The sequence below is a fragment of the Hydrotalea sandarakina genome, assembly GCF_003254115.1.
Classification (GTDB): Bacteria; Bacteroidota; Bacteroidia; order Chitinophagales; family Chitinophagaceae; genus Hydrotalea; species Hydrotalea sandarakina.
Genome location: NZ_QKZV01000003.1, coordinates 225,196 through 251,390 on the forward strand (window position 1 = coordinate 225,196; position 26,195 = coordinate 251,390).

26 protein-coding genes are annotated in these 26,195 nt (G+C 35.7%); 9 read left to right on the plus strand and 17 right to left on the minus strand.

Annotated features, from left to right (window positions below; all coding sequences use genetic code 11):
- Nucleotides 1-108 precede the first annotated feature (108 nt).
- Together LX80_RS06160 and LX80_RS06165 are read right to left on the minus strand one after the other, a co-directional pair.
- Nucleotides 109-1,473 (minus strand): OmpA family protein, encoded by a 1,365-nt coding sequence (locus tag LX80_RS06160; RefSeq protein WP_111294323.1) that lies wholly within the window; start codon nt 1,471-1,473, stop codon nt 109-111.
- A 70-nt stretch (nt 1,474-1,543) separates the two neighbouring features.
- Nucleotides 1,544-1,975 (minus strand): septal ring lytic transglycosylase RlpA family protein, encoded by a 432-nt coding sequence (locus LX80_RS06165; protein WP_111294325.1) that lies wholly within the window; start codon nt 1,973-1,975, stop codon nt 1,544-1,546.
- A 290-nt stretch (nt 1,976-2,265) separates the two neighbouring features.
- Here LX80_RS06165 and LX80_RS06170 point away from each other — a divergent pair, with 290 nt between their 5' ends.
- A complete protein-coding gene (locus tag LX80_RS06170) occupies nt 2,266-2,910 on the plus strand; it encodes a M15 family metallopeptidase (RefSeq protein WP_170120391.1) in 645 nt (214 codons plus the stop codon).
- A 9-nt stretch (nt 2,911-2,919) separates the two neighbouring features.
- Here the strand turns inward: LX80_RS06170 and LX80_RS06175 are convergent, their stop codons facing one another.
- The 11 genes from LX80_RS06175 to LX80_RS06225 all read right to left on the minus strand — a co-directional run bounded on the left by LX80_RS06175 (nt 2,920) and on the right by LX80_RS06225 (nt 13,337).
- Nucleotides 2,920-3,219 (minus strand): thiamine-binding protein, encoded by a 300-nt coding sequence (locus LX80_RS06175; RefSeq protein WP_111294329.1) that lies wholly within the window; start codon nt 3,217-3,219, stop codon nt 2,920-2,922.
- Nucleotides 3,220-3,221: 2 nt separating this feature from the next.
- Nucleotides 3,222-3,536: a DUF952 domain-containing protein gene (locus LX80_RS06180; RefSeq protein ID WP_111294331.1), complete on the minus strand. Its 315-nt coding sequence runs from the start codon at nt 3,534-3,536 to the stop codon at nt 3,222-3,224.
- Between the two features lie 4 nt (nt 3,537-3,540).
- Nucleotides 3,541-4,548 carry a chorismate synthase gene (locus LX80_RS06185; protein ID WP_111294333.1) on the minus strand — a complete coding sequence of 336 codons (1,008 nt, stop codon included), beginning with the start codon at nt 4,546-4,548 and terminating at the stop codon, nt 3,541-3,543.
- Nucleotides 4,549-4,566: 18 nt separating this feature from the next.
- The gene (aroA, locus tag LX80_RS06190; RefSeq protein WP_111294335.1) at nt 4,567-5,847 is read right to left on the minus strand and encodes a 3-phosphoshikimate 1-carboxyvinyltransferase; all 1,281 of its coding nucleotides are present in this window, start codon (nt 5,845-5,847) and stop codon (nt 4,567-4,569) included.
- A 9-nt stretch (nt 5,848-5,856) separates the two neighbouring features.
- Nucleotides 5,857-6,879 (minus strand): 3-dehydroquinate synthase, encoded by a 1,023-nt coding sequence (aroB, locus tag LX80_RS06195; protein WP_111294337.1) that lies wholly within the window; start codon nt 6,877-6,879, stop codon nt 5,857-5,859.
- Between the two features lie 112 nt (nt 6,880-6,991).
- Nucleotides 6,992-8,077, minus strand: a complete 1,086-nt coding sequence (locus LX80_RS06200; protein ID WP_111294670.1) for a chorismate mutase — start codon at nt 8,075-8,077, stop codon at nt 6,992-6,994.
- Between the two features lie 93 nt (nt 8,078-8,170).
- Nucleotides 8,171-9,832: a DEAD/DEAH box helicase gene (locus LX80_RS06205; protein ID WP_111294339.1), complete on the minus strand. Its 1,662-nt coding sequence runs from the start codon at nt 9,830-9,832 to the stop codon at nt 8,171-8,173.
- An 83-nt stretch (nt 9,833-9,915) separates the two neighbouring features.
- Nucleotides 9,916-10,764, minus strand: a complete 849-nt coding sequence (locus LX80_RS06210; protein ID WP_111294341.1) for a prephenate dehydrogenase — start codon at nt 10,762-10,764, stop codon at nt 9,916-9,918.
- Entirely contained in the window at nt 10,757-11,920 is a 1,164-nt protein-coding gene (locus LX80_RS06215) for a pyridoxal phosphate-dependent aminotransferase (RefSeq protein ID WP_111294672.1), read from the minus strand. The genes LX80_RS06210 and LX80_RS06215 overlap by 8 nt, the downstream gene beginning before the upstream one ends.
- A 1-nt stretch (nt 11,921) precedes the next feature.
- Nucleotides 11,922-12,749: a prephenate dehydratase gene (locus LX80_RS06220; RefSeq protein WP_111294343.1), complete on the minus strand. Its 828-nt coding sequence runs from the start codon at nt 12,747-12,749 to the stop codon at nt 11,922-11,924.
- Nucleotides 12,750-13,148: 399 nt separating this feature from the next.
- On the minus strand, nt 13,149-13,337 hold the full coding sequence (locus LX80_RS06225) for a hypothetical protein (RefSeq protein ID WP_111294345.1): 189 nt from the start codon (nt 13,335-13,337) through the stop codon (nt 13,149-13,151).
- Nucleotides 13,338-13,430: 93 nt separating this feature from the next.
- On the opposite strand from LX80_RS06225, the gene LX80_RS06230 reads away from it, so the two are divergent.
- Together LX80_RS06230 and LX80_RS06235 are read left to right on the plus strand one after the other, a co-directional pair.
- Entirely contained in the window at nt 13,431-14,051 is a 621-nt protein-coding gene (locus LX80_RS06230) for an RNA polymerase sigma factor (protein ID WP_245898001.1), read from the plus strand.
- Nucleotides 14,052-14,056: 5 nt separating this feature from the next.
- Nucleotides 14,057-15,169: a S1C family serine protease gene (locus LX80_RS06235; RefSeq protein WP_245898002.1), complete on the plus strand. Its 1,113-nt coding sequence runs from the start codon at nt 14,057-14,059 to the stop codon at nt 15,167-15,169.
- 93 nt (nt 15,170-15,262) lie between these two features.
- Here the strand turns inward: LX80_RS06235 and LX80_RS06240 are convergent, their stop codons facing one another.
- The gene (locus LX80_RS06240) at nt 15,263-16,165 is read right to left on the minus strand and encodes a sugar phosphate nucleotidyltransferase (protein ID WP_111294349.1); all 903 of its coding nucleotides are present in this window, start codon (nt 16,163-16,165) and stop codon (nt 15,263-15,265) included.
- Nucleotides 16,166-16,242: 77 nt separating this feature from the next.
- Between LX80_RS06240 and LX80_RS06245 the strand changes: the two genes are divergently transcribed.
- Both LX80_RS06245 and LX80_RS06250 read left to right on the plus strand, forming a co-directional pair.
- On the plus strand, nt 16,243-17,139 hold the full coding sequence (locus tag LX80_RS06245) for a 1-aminocyclopropane-1-carboxylate deaminase/D-cysteine desulfhydrase (protein WP_111294351.1): 897 nt from the start codon (nt 16,243-16,245) through the stop codon (nt 17,137-17,139).
- A 28-nt stretch (nt 17,140-17,167) separates the two neighbouring features.
- Nucleotides 17,168-18,019, plus strand: a complete 852-nt coding sequence (locus LX80_RS06250; RefSeq protein WP_111294353.1) for a hypothetical protein — start codon at nt 17,168-17,170, stop codon at nt 18,017-18,019.
- On the opposite strand, the gene lipB is transcribed toward LX80_RS06250, so the two are convergent.
- A complete protein-coding gene (lipB, locus tag LX80_RS06255; protein WP_111294355.1) occupies nt 18,016-18,708 on the minus strand; it encodes a lipoyl(octanoyl) transferase LipB in 693 nt (230 codons plus the stop codon). The genes LX80_RS06250 and lipB overlap by 4 nt on opposite strands.
- 106 nt (nt 18,709-18,814) lie before the next feature.
- On the opposite strand from lipB, the gene LX80_RS06260 reads away from it, so the two are divergent.
- The 3 genes from LX80_RS06260 to bioB all read left to right on the plus strand — a co-directional run bounded on the left by LX80_RS06260 (nt 18,815) and on the right by bioB (nt 21,668).
- Nucleotides 18,815-19,870: an RluA family pseudouridine synthase gene (locus LX80_RS06260; protein ID WP_111294357.1), complete on the plus strand. Its 1,056-nt coding sequence runs from the start codon at nt 18,815-18,817 to the stop codon at nt 19,868-19,870.
- Complete coding sequence (locus tag LX80_RS06265; protein WP_111294675.1) at nt 19,831-20,598, plus strand: FkbM family methyltransferase; 768 nt, start codon at nt 19,831-19,833, stop codon at nt 20,596-20,598. The genes LX80_RS06260 and LX80_RS06265 overlap by 40 nt, the downstream gene beginning before the upstream one ends.
- A gap of 65 nt (nt 20,599-20,663) precedes the next feature.
- A complete protein-coding gene (gene bioB, locus LX80_RS06270; RefSeq protein WP_111294359.1) occupies nt 20,664-21,668 on the plus strand; it encodes a biotin synthase BioB in 1,005 nt (334 codons plus the stop codon).
- A gap of 21 nt (nt 21,669-21,689) precedes the next feature.
- Here the strand turns inward: bioB and porQ are convergent, their stop codons facing one another.
- Nucleotides 21,690-22,712 carry a type IX secretion system protein PorQ gene (gene porQ / locus LX80_RS06275; protein ID WP_146250402.1) on the minus strand — a complete coding sequence of 341 codons (1,023 nt, stop codon included), beginning with the start codon at nt 22,710-22,712 and terminating at the stop codon, nt 21,690-21,692.
- Nucleotides 22,713-22,823: 111 nt separating this feature from the next.
- On the opposite strand from porQ, the gene mutS reads away from it, so the two are divergent.
- Entirely contained in the window at nt 22,824-25,451 is a 2,628-nt protein-coding gene (mutS, locus tag LX80_RS06280) for a DNA mismatch repair protein MutS (RefSeq protein WP_111294363.1), read from the plus strand.
- A gap of 144 nt (nt 25,452-25,595) precedes the next feature.
- Here mutS and LX80_RS06285 read toward each other — a convergent pair whose 3' ends face one another.
- Complete coding sequence (locus LX80_RS06285; protein WP_111294677.1) at nt 25,596-26,141, minus strand: fasciclin domain-containing protein; 546 nt, start codon at nt 26,139-26,141, stop codon at nt 25,596-25,598.
- Nucleotides 26,142-26,195 lie beyond the last annotated feature (54 nt).

The window sequence follows — 26,195 nt, forward strand, 5'->3', positions numbered from 1 at the left end:
ATCCAAATAGTATATAACCGCAGCCACATAAAAAAAGTAAGGGGAAACAAAAAACCCCTTACTTTTTTAGTTAGGGGTTTTTGATATTGCTGAAAATTTAAGTTGCTGTTAATAATAGCGCAGCTTTAATTCAACTCTTCTATTCATAGCTCTACCCTTAGCAGTTTTATTGTCCGCAATGGGTTTGCTTGAACCGTAACCGGCTGCATGTAAGCGATCTGCGTTTATTCCTTTTGAAATAAAGTATTGCATAACCGCATAAGCACGTTTTTCACTTAATGCCTGATTTACTGCTTCACTTCCTACATTATCGGTATAACCTTCTACATCTAATTTCAAATTTGGATCGTCTTGTAAAATTTTTACCATTTCACCCAAAGGCTTGTAGGAGTTTGCAATTAATTGAGCACTGCCTGTTGAGAAGAAAATATTTTTAGCAATTGTATTCACCTTTACAATTACTTCTTCTTTTATAACAGGACAGCCAAAGTTTTCCTTAACGCCAAATACATTTGGACATTTATCTTCTTCATCATTAATACCATCACCATCTGTATCAGGTACAGGACATCCTTGGTAACGAGCTACACCGGCAACTGTAGGGCATTTATCTTCTTCATCATTAATACCATCACCATCGGTATCGGGTACAGGACAACCATTGTATTTAGCCAAACCAGGTACAGTTGGACATTTATCATTTTCATCATTAATACCATCGCCATCTGTATCGGGTACAGGACAACCATTGTATTTGGCAACACCCGGCACATTTGGGCACTGATCTTTATCGTCGGGAATACCATCACCATCAGTATCTTTTGGCGTTTCTTTTACCGGTGGTGGAGGCGTTGGTGCCAATTTCACTTCTTTTTTTCCGGGTGCAATTGGTGATGCAAAACCTAAACTATATTGAAAATTATAGTTGGTTAAATCAGATACGCCTAGATGATAGGAGTACTGCAAATTGATGAAATTACCTTCACCTAAATTGAACTGCAATCCGGTTCCAACAGGAATATAAGCACCAAAATAAGTTCCTGCATACATAGAGGCACCAATACCGGCTGATAAATACGGTACCATGAAGTACTTATCAGTCAATAACTTCAGATTTACATTGGCATCGGCTTCCAATAAAAATTTATCCTGAACAGGAGTTTGAACGCCACTTTTGTAAAGGAAGGGGTATTTTAAGAATGAACCGCCTAATCCTGCCATGAAATCTAAATGATCAGTGAGACCTTGGAAATACTGCACATTTAAGCCGGGCGCCATGTCTTTCATTTTCGTCCATTGCTTGTTTTCAAAAACAGTAGTAATGGAACTGCTGCTAATTAACTCGGGGGTTGCGAAATCCTTCAGGAAGAAGTTGATACTCAATGAAGGCCTTTTTATCAGCTGAGTTGCATCCTGCGCGAAAACAGATAGCATACCGCCAATACTGATTAAAAGTAGTAGGGTTTTCTTCATAATGTTAATTTTATTATAGCAAAAATAAAGGGGTTATTGAATTTTAATAAAATTTTTGCTATTTTAATATTCAGTTAATATTCACAACCTCTTCACCCGAAGGTTCATTGGGTAATTCTTCTACCTTTACTTTTACCAAACCCATCTTCATAAACTGTAGCTTTTTGGCAGCAATTCTACTCAAATCAATCACTCTGCCCTTTTTAGACATCCGCTTGTTCATCCGGTCATTAATCCGCACAATTACTGATTTGTGATTCCGAAGATTGGTAACTTTTACCCAGGTATTCAGTTTAAAATTGTTGCTGGCGGCAGTTAATTTTTTATGTTCATATATTTCACCGGTAGCAGTTTCAGTTCCTTGCAAGTTTGAACTGTAAAAACTTGCTATTCCTGTTATTGTTTTTAATGGTTTTACGGGATCATTTGCCGTACTATCCTGGCCTTTTACCTGAAAAGTAAAAAAAACACACACCAATAAATTCAAAATCACAAACTTCATACTACATCAATTTTTGTTAAAAAATTCCTTCATTTGGGTTTACTCAGCAGCAGAATTTAATTTCATAGGCATTTTCATTCGTTAAAAAAAGCATTGCAGGTATTTCATTCCGTCAAATGACCTGGAAAATGAAAAAAATGCTTTAAAATATTTAAAAAGTACCAATTTTAATTAACCAACCAATTGAGGCGATGAACTTTGCTAATTTAAAATATCCATGGTACTTCAATTACCGGAAATATAGTGCACTGCTGTGCTTGATATTTGGATGCTTGGCCTGTACAACTACTATGCCAAAGCGCAAAAGTAAGGTAAATTTCGCTGAAAATCAACACTTTTTCAAAAAGAACGACAAACGCTATGATAGTTTAAGCATGATTAACTTAACACAATATATTCCGGGTATTGTGATTGATTTAAGATATGCAGGCTACAATAATTTCATGCATATACCTATGTATAAACAGCACCCTAACACTACTTTTTTAAGAAAACCTGCTGCCGAAGCTTTAAAAAAGGCACAAGAGGCGCTTAATCAACAATCACTTTCGCTGGTTATTTGGGATGGTTACCGTCCTTATGATGTTACAGTAGATTTCTGGAATAAGGTGCACGATGAACGTTATGTAGCTAACCCTAAAAATGGTAGTGGTCATAATAGAGGCATTGCTGTAGATGTATCCATTATCAACTTAAAAAATGGGCAATTGCTAAATATGGGTACTGATTTTGATAATTTTACCGATAGTGCACATGCTAACTTCATGGGCTTGCCCGATTCTGTTTTGGCAAACAGAAGATTATTACGACAAACTATGCAAGCATTTGGTTTTGAAGCACTACCTACTGAATGGTGGCATAATAGCTGGCCCAATGCAAAGCATTTTCCCATTTTGAATGTTACGTTTAAGCAACTGCAGCGAATGACTAAGTAATGTTATTGGTTACTGCTGAAATTTTTGCGTTTTTTCTAAACCGGTAATATCGCCCTTACTTCTAATCTGTATTTGAATATTTTGAATCCATTCCTCACAACCCAAACTGTATAAATACTCATTAATATTTTGAATAACCTGCATCACTTCAGTATATTTTCCTTCAATTACCGTTGCGAAAGGCCCAACTTCATAAGTAATACCTGATTGCTGAATGATACTGATTGCTTCATCTACCCACAAATAGGGATGCTTATCTGTTACAACGGGGATTAACTGAATAGAAGCATTGACTATAAATTGATGCATGATTATTGATTTATATATTGGATATTAACGATTTCTGTCAATGGTATTCTGCAATACACATGTGGGAAAAGTTCAGGAACCATGGGTGAAGGTTCAAATTTGATGTTGCTTTTTAAATTATTGGTAAGTATGGTTAATTGAACTAAATTTTGTATGCCTAAAAAATATCGTTCTAAAACACCATCCATTTGCTGCAAGGTACAACAGTGAATAAATCCTTCTTTTAACAAACTTGGGCTTTCATAGTACCCCTTTTCTTGAGCAGCTATCCATTCATTTTGCGTGGTAATATGATAAATGAATGCATCTTCTTTCATACAACTATTTGTTTGATTGATTCCAAATACGAGGAATGAGTTGATTCATTAACATAAAATCGGCTAATACAATGGCTGTAACTGCTTCTAATACAACGGGAACACGAAGCGCTATACACAAATCGTGGCGACCTTTTACTGTAAATGGCTCTACTGTATTGGTTTCCCAATTGAATGACTCTTGTATTTTAGGCGTTGATGATGTTGGTTTTACTGCCACCCTAAACACCAATGGATTGTTATTAGAAATACCTCCCACAATTCCACCGGCGTGATTGGTTTTCGTTAGTCCATCTGAATTGAGAATGGCATCATTGTGTTCACTTCCCAACATTTTTGCTGCTGCAAATCCGGCACCAAATTCAATTCCCTTAATAGCGGGAATAGCAAAAACAGCATGCGCTAATACACTTTCAAGTGAATCGAAAAAAGGCTCACCTAATCCCATAGGTAAACCGGTAACCGTGCATTCAACTATACCGCCTACTGAATCTTTAGCGGCTATGGCTTTTTCAATTCCGGCATCAACTGTTGGTAAACCTCCCACTTCTGTAATAGTAGCCTGAACAGTAATATGCTTCAATAATTTTTTTGCAATAACACCGGCAGCAACTAAAGCAACAGTAAGTCTGCCGCTAAAATGGCCGCCTCCTCTGTAATCTTCAAACCCACCAAACTTTTGGTGGGCAACAAAATCGGCATGTCCGGGCCTTGGAATGGCACGTTGTTTATCATAATCACCACTACGGGTATTATTGTTTTCAAATAAAATGGTTAATGGTGCTCCGGTAGTGTGATGATTAAATACACCGCTTTTAAAAATAGGCAAATCTGTTTCTTGCCTAGGCGTTGTTGCCTTTTGAATGCCACCTTTTCTGCGTTCAATATCCGGCAAAAAATCATCAATGGTTAAAGGCAAACCTGCAGGTATTCCATCAATACAAATGCCTACACTTTCGCCATGCGATTCGCCAAAAATATGCACCCGAAAAATTCTGCCAAATGAGTTCAAAATATTTCAATTAAGTTGTTAATGATGTAAAGATACAATAGCTCCTAATTCGTTAATATGGTGATAGAAGTCAGGATAAGATTTATTAATAGCCTCAGCATCGTTAATTTCCACTGCTCCATTTGCTTTTAATGCAGCCAATGCGCAAGCCATAGCTATTCTATGGTCATGATGCGATGAAACATTAGCAGCCTTAATTTCATTCCCACCTTCTACCAGCATTAAATTGTCCTGTAATTTAATTGTAACACCCAATTTTGCAAATTCTTGCTGTAATGTCAATGCCCTGTTACTTTCTTTATGTGCTAAACGTTCAATACCTTCTATAACGGTAGTGCCTTTGCAATAAGCAGCTAAAGCTACTAATGGCGGAAATAAGTCGGGGCAATCTGTTGCATTGAAATGAAAGGCACTTAATGAACTTTGTTGAATGTGAATTTGCTGTGTTTCAATTGACATAATTGCACCGGCATCCATCAATGCCTGTAAAATAGCTTTATCGGCCTGAACAGAATCTACATCAAGTCCTTTAACAGTAATATTACCTGCAATAGCACCGGCCACCAATAAAAAAGCAGCACCGCTCCAATCGCCTTCTACAGTATATTCAACTACAACATTTTGCGCAGCATTATGCGAAGCTGCATCAAAATAAAAAGATTCATAATGATTGTTATGCGGCGTTTTCAAACAAAAATGCTGCATCACTTTTAAGGTTAAATCAATATAGGGTTTGCTTTTCAAATCGTTTACGGTAATGGTTACGTTTTGGGCATGAGCTGCAGAAAATGCCATTAATAAACCCGTTAAAAATTGAGAACTTAAATGTCCATCAACCGTAATATTAGCAGGTTGCAAGGGGCCTTTCACTTGTATAGGCAACTTACCATTGTTAGATTTTATTTGCACATTCAGATCGGGGAAAATAGCATCGAAAAATTGCATGGGGCGTTGCAATAAGCTTCCTTCACCATTAATGTTAATTGGAAAATTATTTAATGCAATTAATGGGGTAAACATTCTTATGCCAAGGCCACTTTCGCCACAATTAATTTCGTTGGTAGTTGCATGAATGCCTTTTGAAGATATGATGATGCGATTATTTTCGTTTTGTACTGTTGCTCCTAATTGTTGAATTACTTGTAATGCTGCTCGATCATCGTTTGAGTAACCCGGATTGTTAATAATGCTGGTACCCGTTTTAACCAAGGCTGCAGCACAGGCTCGCTGCATAGAACTTTTAGAAGCAGGAGCTTGAATAGTGCCTTTTATTGTAGATGGATGAATAGTTGCTATCATGTAATTAAATTATGATAATTGTGTATACATTTTTTCAAGATCTTTCAAAGGAATGGGAAGAATAACGCCTTTGCCAATTTTTTCCAATAAAATATAATGCACTTCTGCTTGTTGTCGTTTCTTATCCATTTGCAGCATTTGCATTACTTTTTCTGTATTAAAAGAAAAGGTGGTAGGTAATCCAAACTTTGTTAATAGATTAGATACTGCCTCTGCTTTTTTAAATCCTAATATTTGTTGTGATAGAAGGGCTGCATAATGCACACCAACTGCTACTGCATGCCCATGTGAAAGCCCATATTCATTTTCAATAGCATGACCTAAGGTATGGCCAAAGTTTAAAAGTTTCCGTTCACCCTTTTCATTTTCATCGTTCTTAACCACAGCCATTTTTATTTGCACATTTTTTTGAATCAACTGGTTTAATTGCAATTTATTTTTCTTTAATGCTGCCGGGTTTACCTTTTCTAACATAGTAAACATAGCTGCATTTTTTATGCATGCATGTTTTATTATTTCGGCAAAGCCATTTTGCCATTCCAGTTCAGGCAGTGTATTTAAGAAAGTAGTATCATACAAAAGAAATGAAGGCTGACGAATAGTGCCAATAATGTTTTTATACAAATTCCAATCAACACCATTTTTACCGCCAATTGAAGCGTCAACCATGGCTAACAAGGTAGTTGGCACAAAACCAAATGCTACACCACGCATATAAATAGATGCAACAAAACCGGTTATATCAGTAACCACACCGCCGCCTACGCCAATAATTGTAGCAGTTCGGTCGGCTTTTAGTTCAATTAATTGTTCAATAATTAACTGAACAGTTGCTAAATTTTTGTTGGATTCACCGGCAGCAATTACAATGGTTTTCCAGTTTTTAAATGCCGATTTATGTAATGCATAAACGTTAGCATCTGTAATTATAAATGTACTTTGAACATTCACTAACTGTTTTAATTGCTTAAAAGATGCATTAAAATAAAAATTTATTTTATTTTGGTTAACTTGAACAGATTTTTGAAGCATGTTACAATAAATTGGTTGCACAAATTGTAAAAACGGTTTGGCAATTGAACGCAGTTATATTTGCCAACAAAAAAATACAGCCAATAACTGTTTACATTATTGGCTGCAAATATTATGCGTTCATAATTTTATTTTGATGCTGAATACTTTCCATATGAACAGCATCGAAATACCGTGTAATGAATTCGCGGCTTAATCCCAATTTTTCACCTTTTGCGTATGCACGTTCCAAAATATGGTTCCAACGATTGGTTTGTAAAATAGTAATGTTATTTTCTTTTTTATACAAACCAATTTTTTCGGCTACTTTCATTCTTTGACTAAGAATTTGCATGAGTTCATCGTCTAAATGATTGATTTGTTGACGAAGTTTTTCCAATGCAGCATGGTATTCGGCAGAAGGTACATCTTCTTTACGCCAATTAATACTTCCAATCATTTCACCTAAACGCTCAGGCGTAATTTGTTGTTTTGCATCGCTCCAGGCATGATCGGGATCAATATGGCTTTCAATAATTAATCCATCATAATCCAAATCAATGGCGGTTTGAGCAACATCTTGTAAAATATCGCGTCGGCCGGAAATATGCGAAGGATCATTAATCATTAACATACCCGGATTTCTGCGCTTCATTTCAATAGCTAAATGCCACATAGGTGCATTACGATATTCCGTATTACCGTAGGAACTAAAACCACGATGAATAAGCCCGATATGTTGAATGCCAGCTTTAGCAATACGCTCCACTGCACCTGTCCACAATTCCAAATCAGGGTTAATGGGGTTTTTAATAAGAACAGGAATATTAACGCCTCTTAAAGCATCAGCTACTTCCTGAACACTAAAAGGGTTAACCGTTGTTCTGGCACCAATCCATAATACATCTACGTCAAAATTCAATGCATCTTCTACTTGCTTTGCGGTAGCCACTTCAACTGTAGTTAAAAGTCCGGTAACTTTTTTGGCTTGCAATAACCAGGGTAATCCCTTTACTCCTATGCCTTCGAACTGGCCGGGACGTGTACGAGGTTTCCAAATACCTGCTCTTAACATATCTACCTTACCCGTTGCGGCCAAACGGATGGCAGTTTGCAATACCTGCTCTTCAGTTTCAGCGCTGCATGGGCCACTAATGATGAGTGGGCGCTTTTGCCACACATCCATTACGTTTTTTGTTTGTTGGGTTGCCTGCTCCATGTTGTTACAATTTGTTGTTGATGAATGGTTGTTTAATTGCTTTGCATAAATAATTGTTGACCGCATTATTTACTTAAGCAAAAGTTTTTATAATTAATTGGCTTCGTTCATTCTAATTTTTCTGCCACGGTAATTTTTTCCATCTAGTGCTTTAATCATTTTAGATGCTGATTTCTTTTCAATTTCAATCCAGCTGTTCATTTCACGTAAATCAATTCTACCTAAAACATCTTTCTTCAACTCGCTCATATCTAAAATAAACTGTAAAAAACTGGCTTTATAAAAACCATCTTTACTACCTAAATTAATAAACAAACGAGTAGTATCAGAGTTGGCTGCATGATTACTTTTTTCATAATTACGGCTACGCGATTTTTCGCTAAAGTTTGTGTTACGCGTTTGATTGTCACGTTTATCGCGCCGTGCTTCCCGTACATTTAAATCTTCAGCATTTTCATAATATTTTAAAAACCGATCAAATTCAAGCGCTGCAATACGGGTTAACACTTCTTCTTTAGTTATATCGGCAAACTTTTCACGAAGCATGGGCACATAAGTTGCATATCGATCATCCGATACATCTGTTTGCAATAACTTATCCATGAATGCATAAAATTGTTTGCGGCATACATCTTTTCCTGATGGTAACTCTAATTTATGAAAAGGGCTTTGCACCAATTTTTCAATAGAACGGATTTTATAAATTTCTTTGGTATGCACCAAACTCATACAAATACCGGTACTGCCTGCTCTTCCGGTACGGCCACTTCTATGCGTGTAAACCTCGGTATCGTCGGGCAAATCGTAATTAATAACGTGTGTAATTTCTTTTACATCAATTCCACGAGCTGCTACATCTGTTGCTACTAAAAGTTGTAATGATTTTTCGCGAAACTCACCCATCACTTTATCGCGCTGTTGCTGCGACAAATCGCCATGTAATGCATCAATATCATATCCATCACGAGTTAATTTTTCTGAAATAGTTTGTGCATCTGCTTTTGTACGAGTAAAAATAATACCATAAATACCCGGATTAAAATCAATCAATCTTTTTAATGCTTCATATTTGTGATGCGCATTTACCACATAATATTGATGGTCAATATTTTTATTGGCAGTATTCACTTTTCCAACCGTAATTTCAAAAGGTTCGTGCATGTATTTTTTACTTACCCTTTTAATTTCCGGTGGCATGGTTGCACTGAAAAGCCAAGTAGATTCTCGTTTTGGAGTATTTTCTAAAATAAATTCAATATCATCTTTAAAGCCCATGTTTAACATTTCATCGGCTTCATCTAATACTACATAACTAATCTGGTCCAACTGAATTGCTTTACGTTCAATTAAGTCAATTAATCGGCCGGGCGTAGCCACTACAATATGAACGCCCTTTTTCAAATCACGAATTTGCAAACCAATAGAGGATCCACCGTAAACGGCGACTACCTGAATTTGTTGTTTAAACTTTTTAAACAATTCTATTTCATGTACAATTTGCAAACAAAGTTCACGAGTAGGGCAAACAATTAATGCCTGAGGATATTTTTGATTAGGGTTAATTAATTGTAATAATGGTAAACTAAAGGCAGCTGTTTTACCGGTGCCGGTTTGCGCCAAACCAATTAAATCTTTGGTTCCGCTAAGTAATACAGGAATAGCTTTTTCCTGAATAGGTGTAGGATGCTCAAATCCAAGAGCAGATGTGGCTTTCACTAATGTTTCATCTAATCCTAACGCTTCAAATGTTATCATGTCGTCTTAAATTTTGTGCAGGTTTATTTTAAAACACTGCGTTGTTTGTAAAGCATAACAGTTATATTTTTTTGTTATGCGTTTTAATGAAGAATGCGTTTTATTTTGTTAGCATTTTCCATTAATTCCTTTAAATAATCATAATTCTCTTTTTCCAAACATGCTTTAAATTTTCTCAATTGAACGATGTGTTCATTTAAAACATCTAAAACATTTTCTCTGTTTTGCATAAATATAGGTGCCCACATTGCCGGATTGCTTTTTGCTAAACGAACGGTACTTTCAAAACCTCCACCGGCTAAATCGAAGATGGCATCCTCTTCTTTTTCTTTTTCTAAAACAGTATTGGCTAGTGCAAATGAGGTAATGTGAGATATGTGGCTTACATAAGCAGCATGTACATCATGCGCATCCGGCTGCATATACACCAAGTGCATGCCCAATGTTGTGTAAATGTGTTCAATTTTTTGAACGGCATCAATGTCCGATAGTTGTTTTTCACAAATTACACATGAACGTCCTGTGAAGGCCTGACGTGTTGCAGCTTCAGGACCACTATATTCTGTACCCCACATGGGGTGTGTGGCAACAAACCGATGGCGCATAGGATGGTTTTGTATAGCATTACATAATGCTTGTTTTGTAGATCCTGCATCGGCCACAATTTGTGTTTCATTAATTTGATCAAGAATATCTTTTACTACGGGTATAGTAGCATCAACAGGAATGGCTACGTAAATAAAATCACTTTTTTTTATGGCTTCATTTAATGGCAATGCTTCATCAATCAATCCTAATTCCAAAGCCTTTTGTTCGCTTTCGCGGGTACGACTTACACCAATAATATGTTTAGCAAAGCCTTTATCCTTTAAAGCAATTGCAAAAGAACCGCTTATTAACCCAACACCTACTATGGTAACATTATTAAACATGCAAATTGTTCTTAATTCTGTTAATAGCTTCGTTTAACTTTTCTTCGGTAGCACAAAGGCTTATCCGTACATATTCATTTCCTGCGCTACCAAAAATTCCACCGGGCGTAATAAATACATTACATTGATATAAAACCGCATCGCTCAATGCATAACCATCTTTATAAATATTCGGGATTTTTGCCCAAACGAATAAACCCACCTGGTTTTTTTGATAAGTACATTGCAACATATCTAACAAATCAAACACTAGTTTGCGGCGGTTAGCATATACTTGATTTAAGGATTGAAACCAATCTTTTCCTAAAGTAAGTGCTTTGGCTGCCGCCAGTTGCAAGGGTAAAAACATGCCACTGTCCATGTTACTTTTAAACCGCAACACTTCAGTAATAAATTGTTGATTGGCACACAACATACCAACACGCCAACCCGCCATATTGTGGCTTTTACTTAAAGAATTAAGTTCTAATACAACTTCTTTGGCACCATCTACTTGTAACATACTTAATGGCTGTTCATTCAAAATGAAGCTGTATGGATTATCGTGTATAACTAAAATTTGATGTTTTTTAGCAAATGCAACAATCTTTTCAAACAAGTTTAAACTACCATTCTGCCCGGTAGGCATATGCGGATAATTTACAAACATCAGTTTTACCTTACTTAAATCTTGTTTTTCCAATGCGTTAAAGTCGGGTGCCCAATTTAAAGCTTCACTCATGGCATAATTTTTTACAACACCCTCGGCTAACGTAACCGCACTGCTGTATGTAGGATATCCCGGATTAGGCACCAATACTTCATCACCACTATTCAAATAAGTCATGCAAATGTGCATAATGCCCTCTTTACTTCCAATTAAAGGCAATATTTCAGTGTCGGCATTTAATGATACATTGTACCAGGTTTGATACCATTGAGCAATTGCATTGCGAAGAATTGGAGAACCTTTATAAGATTGATAGCCATGTGCATTGGGTAAAACCGCATTTTGATGTAACTCTGTTATAACATCAGGATGAGGAGGAAGGTCGGGACTACCAATACCCAAGCTAATAATTTGTTTGCCTTGGCGATTTAGAGTATCTATTTCACGAAGTTTTTCGGAAAAATAATATTCTCCTACTCCAGCTAATCTATTTGCTACACTTATCATTTTAAATATTGCCATTTTTATATATACCGAAATTTTTAAACATGTCAATATGCGGTTTCAATAATTTTAAAACCTTATTGAAATCGGCCATGGAATCAAATTCCATATCAGCATAAAAACTATATTTAAAGTTGGTACCGGCAATGGGCATGCTTTGTAGTTTGCTTAAGTTGATACCATTATCAGCTATAATAGATAACACTTTAGCCAAACTTCCGCGGGTATGGTCGGTAGCAAAATGTACGGTAGCCTTATTAGCACCATCAGTTTCTTTAGCATCTTCAGCACGTTCAACCACTAAAAAGCGGGTATAATTATTTTTTTGTGTTTGAATATTGCTGGCAATTATTTCTAACTCGTATAATTCGGCAGCCAAAGAACTGGCAATAGCAGCAATAGCTTTTTTATGTTGAGCAGCCAATAACTGTGCACTTAAAGCAGTGTCTTCGGTTTCTACTAATTTCCAATTATACTTTTCTAAAAATTCTAAGCATTGCTGCAAGGCCATTGGGTGAGAATGTACTTCTTTAATATCTTCCAAACGGACACCGGGATCAACCATCAAATGTTGTTTAACAGGCAAATAAACTTCACCGGTAATTTGCAAATTACTTCTTTGTAATAATCCATAATTAGGCAAAATACTTCCGGCAATAGAATTTTCAATGGCCATAATTCCACCATTGCTTTCTTTTTTGGTTCCGGCAATTTTTACTAAATCTTTAAAAGTGGCACAAGGAATCACAATTACTTCTTTACCAAAGTACTCGGTTGCAGCCATGTGGTGAAAGCTACCTTCATAACCCTGAATTGCTATTTTCTTTTCCATAAAATAAAAAGCCCGGTCTGAGACCGGGTGTTATATTGGTTGTTTTGAAATTAAACATTACAAATTACACCCGGTTACTGCTAATTAAAGTAGTAATAAAAAAAACAGAAAGCACCGGTATATTGTGTAGTTTGTTTCATTGCTGTTCAAAAGTAATCCTTAATACTTTCCCCACAAAATAAATTTTTAAATATTTTTAAAAACTAACATACTTTAGTTTCTAATAACACAAAAATTTATAATAATAAAATTTCAATATATTAAACATGGCTTAAAAATGAAATAAAAAAGCCCTTCCGTGGAAACGGAACGGCCTCTAACGATTGCTTGCCATATGAAAAAGAGTTGAATAAAATAAAAGCTGCAAGCGGGCTATTTATTTTATTATGCTAAATACAATTATTTTTTAGCAGCGCTATCTACTTTTTTAGCAGAAGTATCAACTTTTGCAGCACCAGTATCAACTTTAGTAGCAGAAGTATCAACTTTTACAGCTGTAGTTGAATCAGTTTTTGCTTCATCAGTTTTTGCATTGTTGCAAGCAACCATTACACCGGCTACTGCTAAAACGGCTAATAATTTTTTCATTGTTGTGAGCTTTTTTTGTGAATAAATTTCCTGTTAATACTCCAACGTGGTAAAAGGTAACCCTGTAAGTTGTATTTTTTTTGAAAAAAAATTTTGACTATTTTTTGGGTTACTTTTACCCCCAAATCAGTATTAAAAGTACAACCCGTGAAAGCTGAGTTAAACGAACAGGCATTACTGAAAGGTTTGGCAGAAAATGATACCAAAGCTATTGAAACCATATATAAAAATAATTTTAATATGGTTCAATCGTTTATTATCAACAACAATGGAACATACGACGATGCCAGAGATATTTTTCAGGAAGCAATGATTGCGCTATATGAAAAAGCAAAAAGCGAATCATTTGTTTTAACCTCAAAAATTAACACGTATGTATATTCCATATGCAGGCGATTATGGCTTAAACGCCTTCAACAAATGGGAAGATTTGTATTACAAACTGATAGTTTGGAAGAGACTGTTCAGGTTGAAGATGACCTTGAAATGCACGAAAAACGCAATGCCGAGTTTACGATAATGGAACGGGCATTAAATAGTTTGGGTGAGCCTTGTAAAAGTTTATTGGAAGGGTTTTACCTGAAAAAATTAGATATGCAGGAATTGGCTAAAGCATTTGGCTACACGAATGCAGATAATGCCAAAAACCAAAAATACAAGTGCTTAACCCGGTTAAAAAAATTGTTTTTTACGCAATATAATATTGGAGAATAAATATCATGGAAGATATTCTTTTAATACAAGCCATTGAACGCTACCTTGATGGGTCCATGCTACCGGATGAAAAGGCTTATTTTGAACAACTCAGGAAAAATTCGCCCGAAATTGACCAGATGGTGGTGGAACACAGTATGTTCTTAAATCAGCTGAATGCGTTATCCGATAGACAACACTTTAAGCAAACCTTACACCAAACACATCAAAAACTTGTAAATGAGGGTGTAATTGATGAAGGTACCATTGTACACACTCAAAGTAAAATAGTATCGCTTTGGCATAAATATAAAAGAGTTACCGCTATTGCCGCAAGTGTAGCCGGGGCTATTGCTATTATTACCAGTGCTATTTTTTCTTATTTTTCCCCCGCAGTGAATGCCAACCAAATTCAACAATTAAGTAAAGATATAGAGGTTATTAAACGCAATCAGCAAGTTCAAGGCAATATTATTAATGAAGTAAAAAGTAAGTTGCCTGAAAATGCTCGTTTAATTAGTGGCGGTACAGGCTTTTTAATTGACCCGAAAGGTTATTTAATTACTAATGCTCACGTATTAAGAGGTTCAGGCGCTATTGTGGTGAATAACAAAGGTCAAGAATTTACTGCCAGTATTGTAAACATAGATCCTAAAGTGGATTTGGCAATTCTAAAAATAAACGACAAGGACTATAAACCCTTAAAATACATTCCTTATAACATAGCTAAAAATTCAGGTGATTTAGGAGAAGAAATTTTTACACTTGGTTATCCTCGTAATGAAATTGTATACACTCAAGGTTATTTAAGTGCGAAAACCGGTTTTGATGGTGATACATTAAGCACACAAATTCAAATGAGTGCTTACCCCGGTAACAGTGGTGGACCCGTATTAAATAAGAAAGGTGAAGTAATTGGTATTTTAAGTACCCGCCAAACGCATGCTGATGGTATTACTTTTGCTATCCAAAGTAAAAATATCTATCACTTAGTCAATCATTTAAATGATTCTGATACAGCAAGTGGATTTTCTAAAATTAAATTACCTGCTAAATCATACCTCATGAACATTAGTCGTGAAGAACAAGTTAAGAAAATGGAAGATTGTGTTTTCTTGGTTAAAGCTTATAACAACTAATTTTTAAAATATAAACAACACACAATAAAAAATCCACTGATACAATTCAGTGGATTTTTTTTAGGTTTAACACGCTTACAATTATTTAAGCACTTACCACAAACTGGCAGGATAAACACCATTATTAATGAGTTGTTGGAAACTTTTTTTCACTTCGGGTGCATCTTCTTTATAGGTAACGCCAAACCATTGTGCCGAAGTGGGTAATACTTTCACTATGCCAATTTTTTGTTTCACAAACTCATCAACCACCAATGGAATAAAGAATTCTGATTTTATGTTCTGAATATTTTTATCCAAAAACTCATTGAATAATTTTTCAGCTAAAGCAATAATGTTGGGATGAAAACCAAAGAAGTTCATACTAACCGGTGTATGCTCAGGCAATTCAACAACACCGCTTTCATCTTCGTACACAATTTTTCCGGTATCAGCATTGCGGTAAATTTTAGTGCGCTCAGTTATGTTTACCAAATTACCTTCGGAATTTACCGAACATACACCCCTACTTACGCTTCCATGTCCACTTAAAGTTTTAGATAATTCATAACCCATAATTGCATAAGTGGTTTCGTTGCATTGGTTTTGTAAAAATGCAACTGCTTTTTCAAAAGCCTCTCTGCCATAAAAATCATCGGCATTTATAATTGAAAAAGGTTCATTCACTTTTCCTTTGCAACAAAGCAAGGCATGTGCTGTTCCCCAAGGCTTTACCCTATCGGCTGGTATAGGACGATTGCCAACAAAATCTTCTAAATGCTGATATACGTAATCAATGGCAATTTTTCCTTTTAAACGAGGTTCGAATTGTGCTTTAAAAGCTTCAGCAAATTCTTCGCGAATAATGAATACAACTTTACCAAAACCACTTCTAATGGCATCATAAATTGAGTACTCCATAATTGTTTCACCACTTGGTCCAAATGCTTCTGTTTGCTTCATTGAACCATATCTACTAGCCATTCCTGCTGCTAAAATTACAAGTGTTGGTTGCATAATTGTACATTTGAATAGCTGCGAAGCTAAAAGATATGTTTAAAACAGCCAATAGTTTTATTTAAATAAATTCATACATGTTTACGTTGGAATTTGAGCAAATGCCCTATTTACAAGCAATTCCATTGCCCCAAACCCTTCTTAACCAAAAAATAACATTTTCTGTATTGCGGTTAGATGTCATTCATTCGGAAATAAGCGGCAATAAATGGTTTAAATTAAAGAATTATTTAAATAATGCATTGCTACAAAATTGCCAACGTATTGTAACATTTGGCGGACCATTTTCCAATCATATTTTGGCTACGGCTGCAGCATGCCAACAAGCTAAAATTGCTTGCTTGGGTATTATAAGGGGTGAAAAAGTAAATAATTACACTTTAGCAGCTGCTGCTGAAAAAGGGATGGCCCTACACTTTGTTTCGAGAGAAGCCTATAAAAACAAACGATTGCTTCAGCAACAATTGCAACAACCTAACGATTATTTTATTAATGAAGGAGGTTATGGCCATTTAGGTGCACTAGGTGCCAAAGATATTCATTCATTCATTCCACCAACGGCCACTCATATTTTGGCTGCAGTTGGAACAGGTACCATGGCAGCCGGACTGTTAATGGCTGCCGAGCCCAATCAAACTATTATTGCAATTCCGGTTTTGAAAGGGGCCGATGCTATTCAACAAGATATTGCAGCATTGGTAAATGATTCTGACAAAATGAAACAAATGATTTGGAAAAATGAATACCATTTTGGTGGTTATGCCAAACATCCTGCTGCTTTAATTCAAAGCATGAATGAATGGTGGAATTTATACCAATTACCAACCGATATTGTTTATACTGCTAAACTTATATATGCTACCCGACATTTAATGGAACAACAATTTTTTCCACCCAATAGTCATGTTGTGGCTATTCATAGTGGTGGATTACAAGGCAACACTTCTCTTTCTAAAAACATTTTGCAATTTTAGTAACAGGCTGACTTGTATATTTGTTAGAATGAAACGTATATTATTTTTTACTATTTTATTTTTTATCGGGTTTGCAACTCACGCCAATGCACAAGCCATAGATACATTGCCCAATTTTTCGGTACATTTTTTAAATAAAAATAAGGTTCAGGTAAGTTGGATCAATCCTTACCCCGATTGTAACCAGTTGGTAGTGCAACGTTCTTATGATAGTATAAAGTTTTTTACAAGTATCTTTTCGGCCCAATCACCCGAACTGCAACAAAATGGTTTTGTAGATAACCAGTTTACACCGGGTGTAAAAGTATTCTATCGCATATTCTATGTATTAAAAGATGGGCATTATTTCTTTACTGCTTCTAAATCTCCGGCCAATGGTATAGCAACCAATGCCAATGCTTCACCTTCAATAATTACCAATGATAATAAAGTACTCTATAACAATAATGATGCGGTAATTATGTACCGCATTTTTAACAGAGATAGAGATTCATTATTGTATATGCTGGAACCTCAGGATTTTAAGCATTTTAAAGATTCGGTATATGCTCATTCAAAAGATACCTTAACCATGTTGGCGAATTATGAAGTGTTGTTGAAAAGATATGTACCTAAAATTGTTTGGAAACCATCTGTTTATGTCTTCACTAATAATAAAGGTTACGTTACCATTGCATTGCCCGATGCCAAAAAACATGAGTACCACCTAAAGTTTTTTAACGACAAAAATGAACTTATGTTCCAAATGAATAATATTCAGGAAAATTATTTGGTGGTTGATAAATCAAATTTTTTACAGGCAGGCTGGTACTTCTTTGAATTGTATGAAGACCATCATTTAAAAGAAAAAAACAAATTTTACTTGGAAAAAGAGTTTTAAGACATCCAGGTTACTTCAAACACTCGGGCAAAATTTTCTTTTACCAATTGTTTTACTTCTTCCATGGGAACGGTTCTTCCTAATTCTTTTTGCAAAGAAGTTACTTGTTTGTTTTTTATGCCACAAGGAATAATGTAATTAAAGTAATTTAAATCTGTATTCACATTCAATGCAAAACCATGCATTGTAATCCAACGGCTGCATTTAATACCCATGGCACAAATTTTTCTTTCAAAGCCCGGTTTATCAGGATCAATCCATACACCGGTTTCACCCTTACTTCTGCTGCCTGTAATACCATAATGCGCCAATGTTAAAATAATAACTTCTTCTAAACTGCGTAAATACCAGCCTAAATCAGTCTTAAATTTATCTAAATCTAAAATAGGATACCCAACCAACTGTTGTGGGCCATGAAAAGTAATATCGCCCCCTCGGTTTATATGAAAAAAATCAATGTTTTTTTCATGCATTTCTTCTTCTGAAATTAAAACATGTTCGCGTTTACCACTTTTACCCAAAGTATAAACGGGTGAATGTTCCACAAAAAGCAAATAATTGGTGGTTAAGTTCCGAGTAGTTTCATCCGATTTTAATGCTACATTACGGGCTAATAATCGTTCCTGATAATCCCAAACGCTTTTATAATCTCGAAATCCCAAATCTTCAAAATACACTAAATGTTCCATAGCAATATGGGCAAAATTAACGTTAACGAATTGTAAACCGGCAACAAAGTTACGAAAGCTTGGGCGTGAAATACATGCGCTTACAAATGCCTTTATATTTGCAACAATGAATACAGAGGATATACAAATAATGCCGGAAGAAGGAAATGAAAACCTGTATGAAAGGAAAACATTTTCTATAGATAAAAACCAAGAACCCATACGCATTGATAAATGGTTACAAATGCGTTTAGAAAATGCTTCGCGCAATAAAATTCAAAAGGGCATTGAAGCAGGTTTTTTAACCGTTAACGGTAAAATAGTAAAAAGCAATTATAAAATTAAACCCGGCGATGAGCTGGTATTGTTAAGTTATACCAATCCGGAATACACGGAAGTAAAAGCTGAACCTATACCACTGGATATCGTGTATGAAGATGATACTATTTTAGTTGTGAATAAGCCCGCTAATATGGTTGTGCATCCCGGAGTGGGAAATTATACGGGTACGCTTTTAAATGGCGTGAAATACCACTTACTACAACAAAATAAAAATGTTGATGAAGATGAACTGCCCCGGTATGGCTTAGTGCACAGAATTGATAAAAACACAACCGGCCTATTGGTATTAGCCAAAACTGCTGATGCTGCCGCACATTTAGCCAAACAATTTTTCCATCATACCGTACAGCGCAAGTATGTTGCATTGGTTTGGGGTAATGTGGAAGAAAATGAAGGAACCATTAATGCACATATTGCCCGACACCAGCAGTATAGAAAAATGTTTGCTGCCTACCCCGATGGCGAAACCGGCAAACATGCCATTACTCACTATCGCGTTTTAGAAAGATTTAATTATGTTACTTTGGTTGAATGTGTTTTAGAAACCGGAAGAACCCATCAAATTAGGGTGCACATGAAACATATTGGACATACGCTGTTTAACGACTACGAATATGGCGGCGACAAAATTTTAAAAGGCACTATCTATTCCAAATACAAACAATTTGTTGAAAATTGTTTTGAAGTATGCAACCGCTGTGCTTTACATGCCAAAACACTGGGCTTTGTACATCCTAAAACAGGTAAAGCATTATTGTTTAATTCAGAATTACCTACCGATATGCAACAGCTTATTGAAAAATGGAGAAATTATGTTCAACACAAAAATATAACGGATTGAACCCGGTAAACAACTTTAAAGCATTTGCCAAATTAATTGTAACAAAATTACCCTTTGCTATTACACGTAACGAGCAAATAGACCGCGCAACTGAAAGGGTAATAAAAAAAGTATTGGCACCTAACGGACTAGGAATTGACGTTGGCGCACATACCGGAAAAATTACCCAAATGATGGTAGCTGCTTCACCACAACAACATTTGGCTTTTGAGCCAATACCTGAACTATACACCGCATTACAAAAAAAATTTCAACAAAAAATTCGTTTGTATAATTATGCATTAAGCTATGAAATAGGGAATAGCAACTTTAACCTGGTAACTACCAACAAAGCATATAGTGGTTTATTAAAAAGGCCATATGATAAGTTAGAATCAGATACAACCATAACAGTAAATACAACAACACTAGACGCAATTATTGCACCTCAACAACGTATACATCTTATAAAAATGGATGTTGAAGGGGCTGAATATTGGGTATTAAAAGGGGCACAACAAACCATTGCACAACATAAACCCATTCTTTTATTTGAGTTTGGTAACAAAGGGGCAAGCACCTACAATATTACCCCTGAAAAAATGTATTCATTTTTGCAAAATGATTTGAAGTATAATATTTTCACTTTACAGGGATGGTTAAATCACCAACCGCCCATATCGTTTTCAATGCTGGAAAATTATTTTAACACAGATACTTGCTATTTCTATCTGGCAGCCCCAATTTAGCATTCAACCCAACTTTATTCAGGTATTCCTATATTTGTTGCTTCAAAAATGAAATTTGTTTTTTTATGCATAACGATATTAGAAACAATTGGACACTATCTGAAATTGAAGCCATATATAATACCCCTTTGTTGGATTTAATTTTTAAAGCAGCCAGCATACATCGTAAATACAATACTACTGCCGAAGTGCAAGTTTGTACTTTGTTAAGTATTAAAACCGGTGGGTGCACTGAAGATTGTGCCTATTGCCCTCAAGCAGCTCGATACAACACCGGTGTTGATGTGCATGCATTAATGCAAAAAGATGAAGTATTGGCTTATGCAAAAAAAGCAAAAGATGCCGGCAGTACTCGTTTTTGCATGGGAGCCGCATGGCGTGAAGTTCGCGACAATCGCGATTTTGATCGTGTGTTAGAAATGGTGAAAGGGGTAAATGAAATGGGCATGGAAGTATGTTGTACCCTTGGTATGTTAACGGAAGAACAAGCTAAAAAATTAGCTGATGCAGGTTTATATGCCTACAACCATAATTTAGATACGAGTGAAGAGCATTATCATGATATTATTACTACGCGTACTTATCAGGATAGATTGAATACCCTTGAGCATGTTAGAAAAGCAGGTGTTACGGTTTGTTGCGGCGGTATAATTGGTTTAGGCGAAACACAGGAAGATAGAATTAAAATGCTGCATACTTTGGCTACAATGCCTCAGCACCCGGAAAGTGTTCCCATTAATGCATTAGTACCCATTGCCGGTACCCCATTAGCAAACAATAAAAAGGTAGATGTGTGGGATATGGTTAGAATGATTGCTACTGCAAGAATTATTATGCCTGCCACTATGGTACGTTTAAGTGCAGGAAGAACAAGCATGTCGGTAGCTGAACAAGCTTTATGCTTCTTAGCAGGTGCTAATTCCATATTTGCAGGAGATAAATTATTAACCACACCTAACCCCAGTTTTGAAGAAGATAATGCAATGTTTGATTTACTAGGACTTGTTCCCCGGGAATCATTCAAAGAAGAGAAGCAAAAACTAAGTGAAATGGTTCAAGCAACTGTATAAAAACTACTTTTGAAAGTTGCGTTAAAGGCCTGTTCCTTTCCAATTAAAATTTAGGCTGATTTGGTGAAAAAGGTTTTGTTGGTAAAATCCTGTTGCATAACGAATGTGCAACTTATTTAACAACACACCGGCACCTAACGTAAACCCATTTAACCCATTAGCGGTGGTGTAAGCATTTAAATCATGCCGACGCAAAAAATTATAACCACTGGTAATTTCTACCTTGTGGTCAATTAACAGTTGAACAGAGCCAACTAAATGGGTAATTAATTGGTTTAAAAATCCACCATTCGAGTTAATGCCATAGGCTGCATTAAATGCAGTGTCATTGTATAAAGTGTTGAATGTTTGCAAGTGATGAGCAGTTAAAGAAAATTGAAATGGTGCTTTTGCTAATTTTTTTGTAAACCCCATTTGTACATCAAAGGGTAACTCTTCTTTTACGCCTTGGGTATAAGTATTGAACTGTGTACCCATATTTTTTACAACAAATGCAGCTTGAAACCCTTTAGCTGAATCGAAATAATTTAATCCTACATCAACTGCCATACCGCTACTTTTATATTGGGCATAGTGGCTATTAATGAATTTAATTGTACCACCCACATTCCATTTTTCGTGGTAGGCATGCGAAAACATTAATTGAGCAACATAATCAACCGGTTTAAAAGTGCCATATACATTTCCGGCGGCATCAGTTTGAGTTAGTGTACCATAATCAAAATAATTAATACCCAACGCCATATTGGTTTGGTATTTAGGCAAATACCAGGCAGTAGTTAAACTATAATTTTTTATACCCGCAACAAAATTGTTGAAAGAAGTATTTAATTGCTGCTGCATATTACTTCGCAATAAAGCAGGGTTTTGAAAAGCCATGCCTACATCATTGGTAATGTTTGAAATATTAACGCCACCCAAGGCAGATAACTGAGCGGTATTAGGTTGGGTAACAAAATTAAACACAGTATTCCCCCCCAAAGTTTGTGCTTTTACAAACTGAATACACATCATTAATAAAAGTATGGATAGCAGTTGTTTCATGTACGGGTTCAATATACTAAAACTTAACCATGTAATAGACTTTCAGCTATAAAGTTCACGATTTTAAAAAATGAATAGCAGCTCACAGCAGCAATAATTATATTTGTTGCCATGCAAAAGTCAGCTTCCGATACCCCATTAATGCAACAGCACAATGCTATTAAGCAAAAGTACCCCGATGCTATTTTATTATTTAGGGTGGGCGATTTTTATGAAACTTTTGGCGCCGATGCCATTGTTGCTTCCAATGTACTGGGTATTACACTTACCAAGCGCAATAATGGCGCAGCTTCATCATCAGAACTGGCGGGTTTTCCACACCATGCTTTAGAAACATATTTACATAAATTGGTAAAGGCCGGTTATCGTGTAGCCATTTGCGACCAATTAGAAGATCCTAAACAGGCAAAGGGTATTGTAAAAAGAGGTGTAACCGAATTAGTAACACCCGGCATTGCAACCAATGACAAATTATTAGAAAATAACAGTAATAATTTTTTAGCAGCCATTCACTTCAATAACAATATTGCAGGAGTTGCATTCTTGGATATTTCAACCGGAGAATTTTTCATTGCGGAAGGGAATACCGAATACGCCGATAAATTATTGCAAAGCTTAAAGCCTGCAGAAGTTATTTTTCAACGTAGTTATCAAAAGCAATTTAAAGAACTGTTTGGCAATAAATTCTATACTTATACTTTAGAGTCATGGATTTTTGATGAAACCTATGCGCAGGAAAGTTTATTAAAACATTTTCAGTCGCATTCTTTAAAGGGATTTGGTATTGAACATTTAAAAAACGGCATTATTGCCGCCGGTGCTATTTTACATTATTTAAAAGAAACCGAACATCCCAATCTGCAACACATTACCACTATTAAAAGAATTGAAAAGGATGATTTTTTGTGGATGGATAGATTTACCATTCGTAATTTGGAATTAATTGGCAGTAGTGTTAATGAAGGAAAAGGTTTACTGCAAATTTTAGATAATACTGTAAGTGCAATGGGTGCAAGGCTGCTACAACGTTGGCTTATCTTTCCTTTAAAAAACAAATTAGCCATTGAAGAAAGATTAGACGCAGTTGCTTTTTTAATTAAAGAAACCGACTTACGCCATAAGCTTGCACAAGCCATTAAACAATGCGGCGATGTGGAGCGACTGATTAGTAAAATTGCATCTAAAAAAATTTCACCCCGCGAAGTTTTACAAATTGCTAAAGGCTTACAACAAACTGCCATTATAAAAAAACAACTGGATAATTGCACTAATAAGTACCTGCAACGATTAGCAGATGGATTGAATACGTGTAGTGTAATTACCGATAAAATTTTAAGTGAATTAAAAGATCCACCACCTATTACTGCTCAAAAAGGCGATTTAATTCAATCAGGTATCAACAAAGAATTAGATGAATTGCGAAGCATTGCTTCAGGTGGTAAATCATACTTACTAAACTTACAACAAAAAGAAGCTGATGCTACTGGCATTACTTCATTAAAAATTGGGTTTAATAATGTGTTTGGTTATTATTTAGAAGTTACCAATGCACACAAAAACAAAGTGCCTAATCATTGGATTCGGAAACAAACTTTAACGAATGCTGAACGCTATATTACACCCGAACTAAAAGAATATGAAGAAAAAATTGTAGGGGCTGAAGAAAAGATGTTAGCACTAGAAACACAACTTTTTGATGCCTTACTCAATGCATTGCAAGATTATATAGCACCAATACAAGTAAATGGCACTACGTTAGCCATTATTGATTGCTTGATATGCTTTGCGGAAAATGCATTAAAATATCATTACCACCAACCCATCATTCATGATGGATTGACATTACAATTATTAGATAGCAGACATCCGGTAATTGAAAGGAATTTACCTGCAGGTGAAACATACATACCTAATGATATTACGTTGGATCCCGATAATCAGCAAATAATTATATTAACGGGCCCCAACATGAGCGGTAAAAGTGCCATTTTACGGCAAACAGCACTGATTACTTTAATGGCGCATATGGGCAGTTTTGTGCCTGCAACTGAAGCTTCCATACCATTAACCGATAAAATATTTACTCGTGTAGGCGCCAGCGATAATTTAAGTGGTGGTGAGTCAACTTTTATGGTTGAAATGAATGAAACAGCCAGCATTATCAATAATTTATCGGAACGTAGTTTGGTGTTATTAGATGAAATTGGACGCGGTACATCTACCTATGATGGCATATCTATTGCTTGGAGCATGGTAGAATATTTGCACAATTCCGTCTATAAACCTAAAACCTTATTTGCTACCCACTATCATGAATTAAACGCATTAGAGCATCATTTACCGGGCGTAAAAAATTTCCATATTACCAATAGAGAAACCGGAAATAAAGTAATTTTTTTAAGAAAATTAGCACCGGGTGGAAGTACACATAGTTTTGGTATTCATGTAGCAAAAATGGCGGGCATGCCACCTGAATTAATTGCACGTGCTAACGAAATATTGCAACAATTAGAAGGAAAAGAATTACAACAGGAAACACAAATTTATCATAACAACCCATTACCAACTGTGCGGTCCGGGAAACCAAAGCCAACAACTCAGTTACAACTGTCCATTTTTGATGCGCATACAGAAACATTTGAAGGCATAAGAAAAATGTTGGAAAATATTGATATTAATCGACTTACCCCTGTAGAAGCTTTAATGAAACTAAATGAAATAAAAAATATGCTTCATTAAAAAGCAAAGCGGTTATGCATTTTACATAACCGCTTTGTAAGCTGTTTGCTTTAGTTAGAATATTGGAAGGGACAGTTTTTACAAAGAATATTGTTTGTTTTGGTTTTTCATAGGATAATTGTTCACCCCTCGATAGAAAATATTTTATGGAAGCAAAACAGTATCCACTACGTGTATTACACCATTACTTTGATTCACATCTGCAATAGTAACATAGCTTTTACCGCCTTTTGCATCTGTAATCACCAATTTATTCCCTTCCATACTAGCCATTAAATTTTCACCTTCTACAGTTTTTAAAACAGCCTTACCATGTCCTGCTTTAATAAGCTTTGCTATATCTTTTGCATTATACTTACCTGCCACAACATGGTAGGTCAATACTTTTGTAAGCATTGCTCTATTTTCAGGTTTTAATAAGTTATCAACTGTTCCTGCCGGTAATTTATTAAATGCCTCATTGGTGGGTGCAAACACTGTAAAAGGCCCTGCACCTTGTAAAGTTTCAACCAAACCTGCAGCTTTTACAGCAGCCACTAACGTTGTATGATCGTTAGAATGAATGGCATTTTCTACAATGTTTTTACTTGGATACATAGGGGCACCACCCACTTCTACAGTTTTTTCATTTTGCGCCATAGCAACATGCATAACAAATGCAGAAGCCATTAAAAGGAAAAGTTTTTTCATAATATTCAATTTTGTTGTTCGTAATACATATACGGCACTTGTTTTACTTTGGAT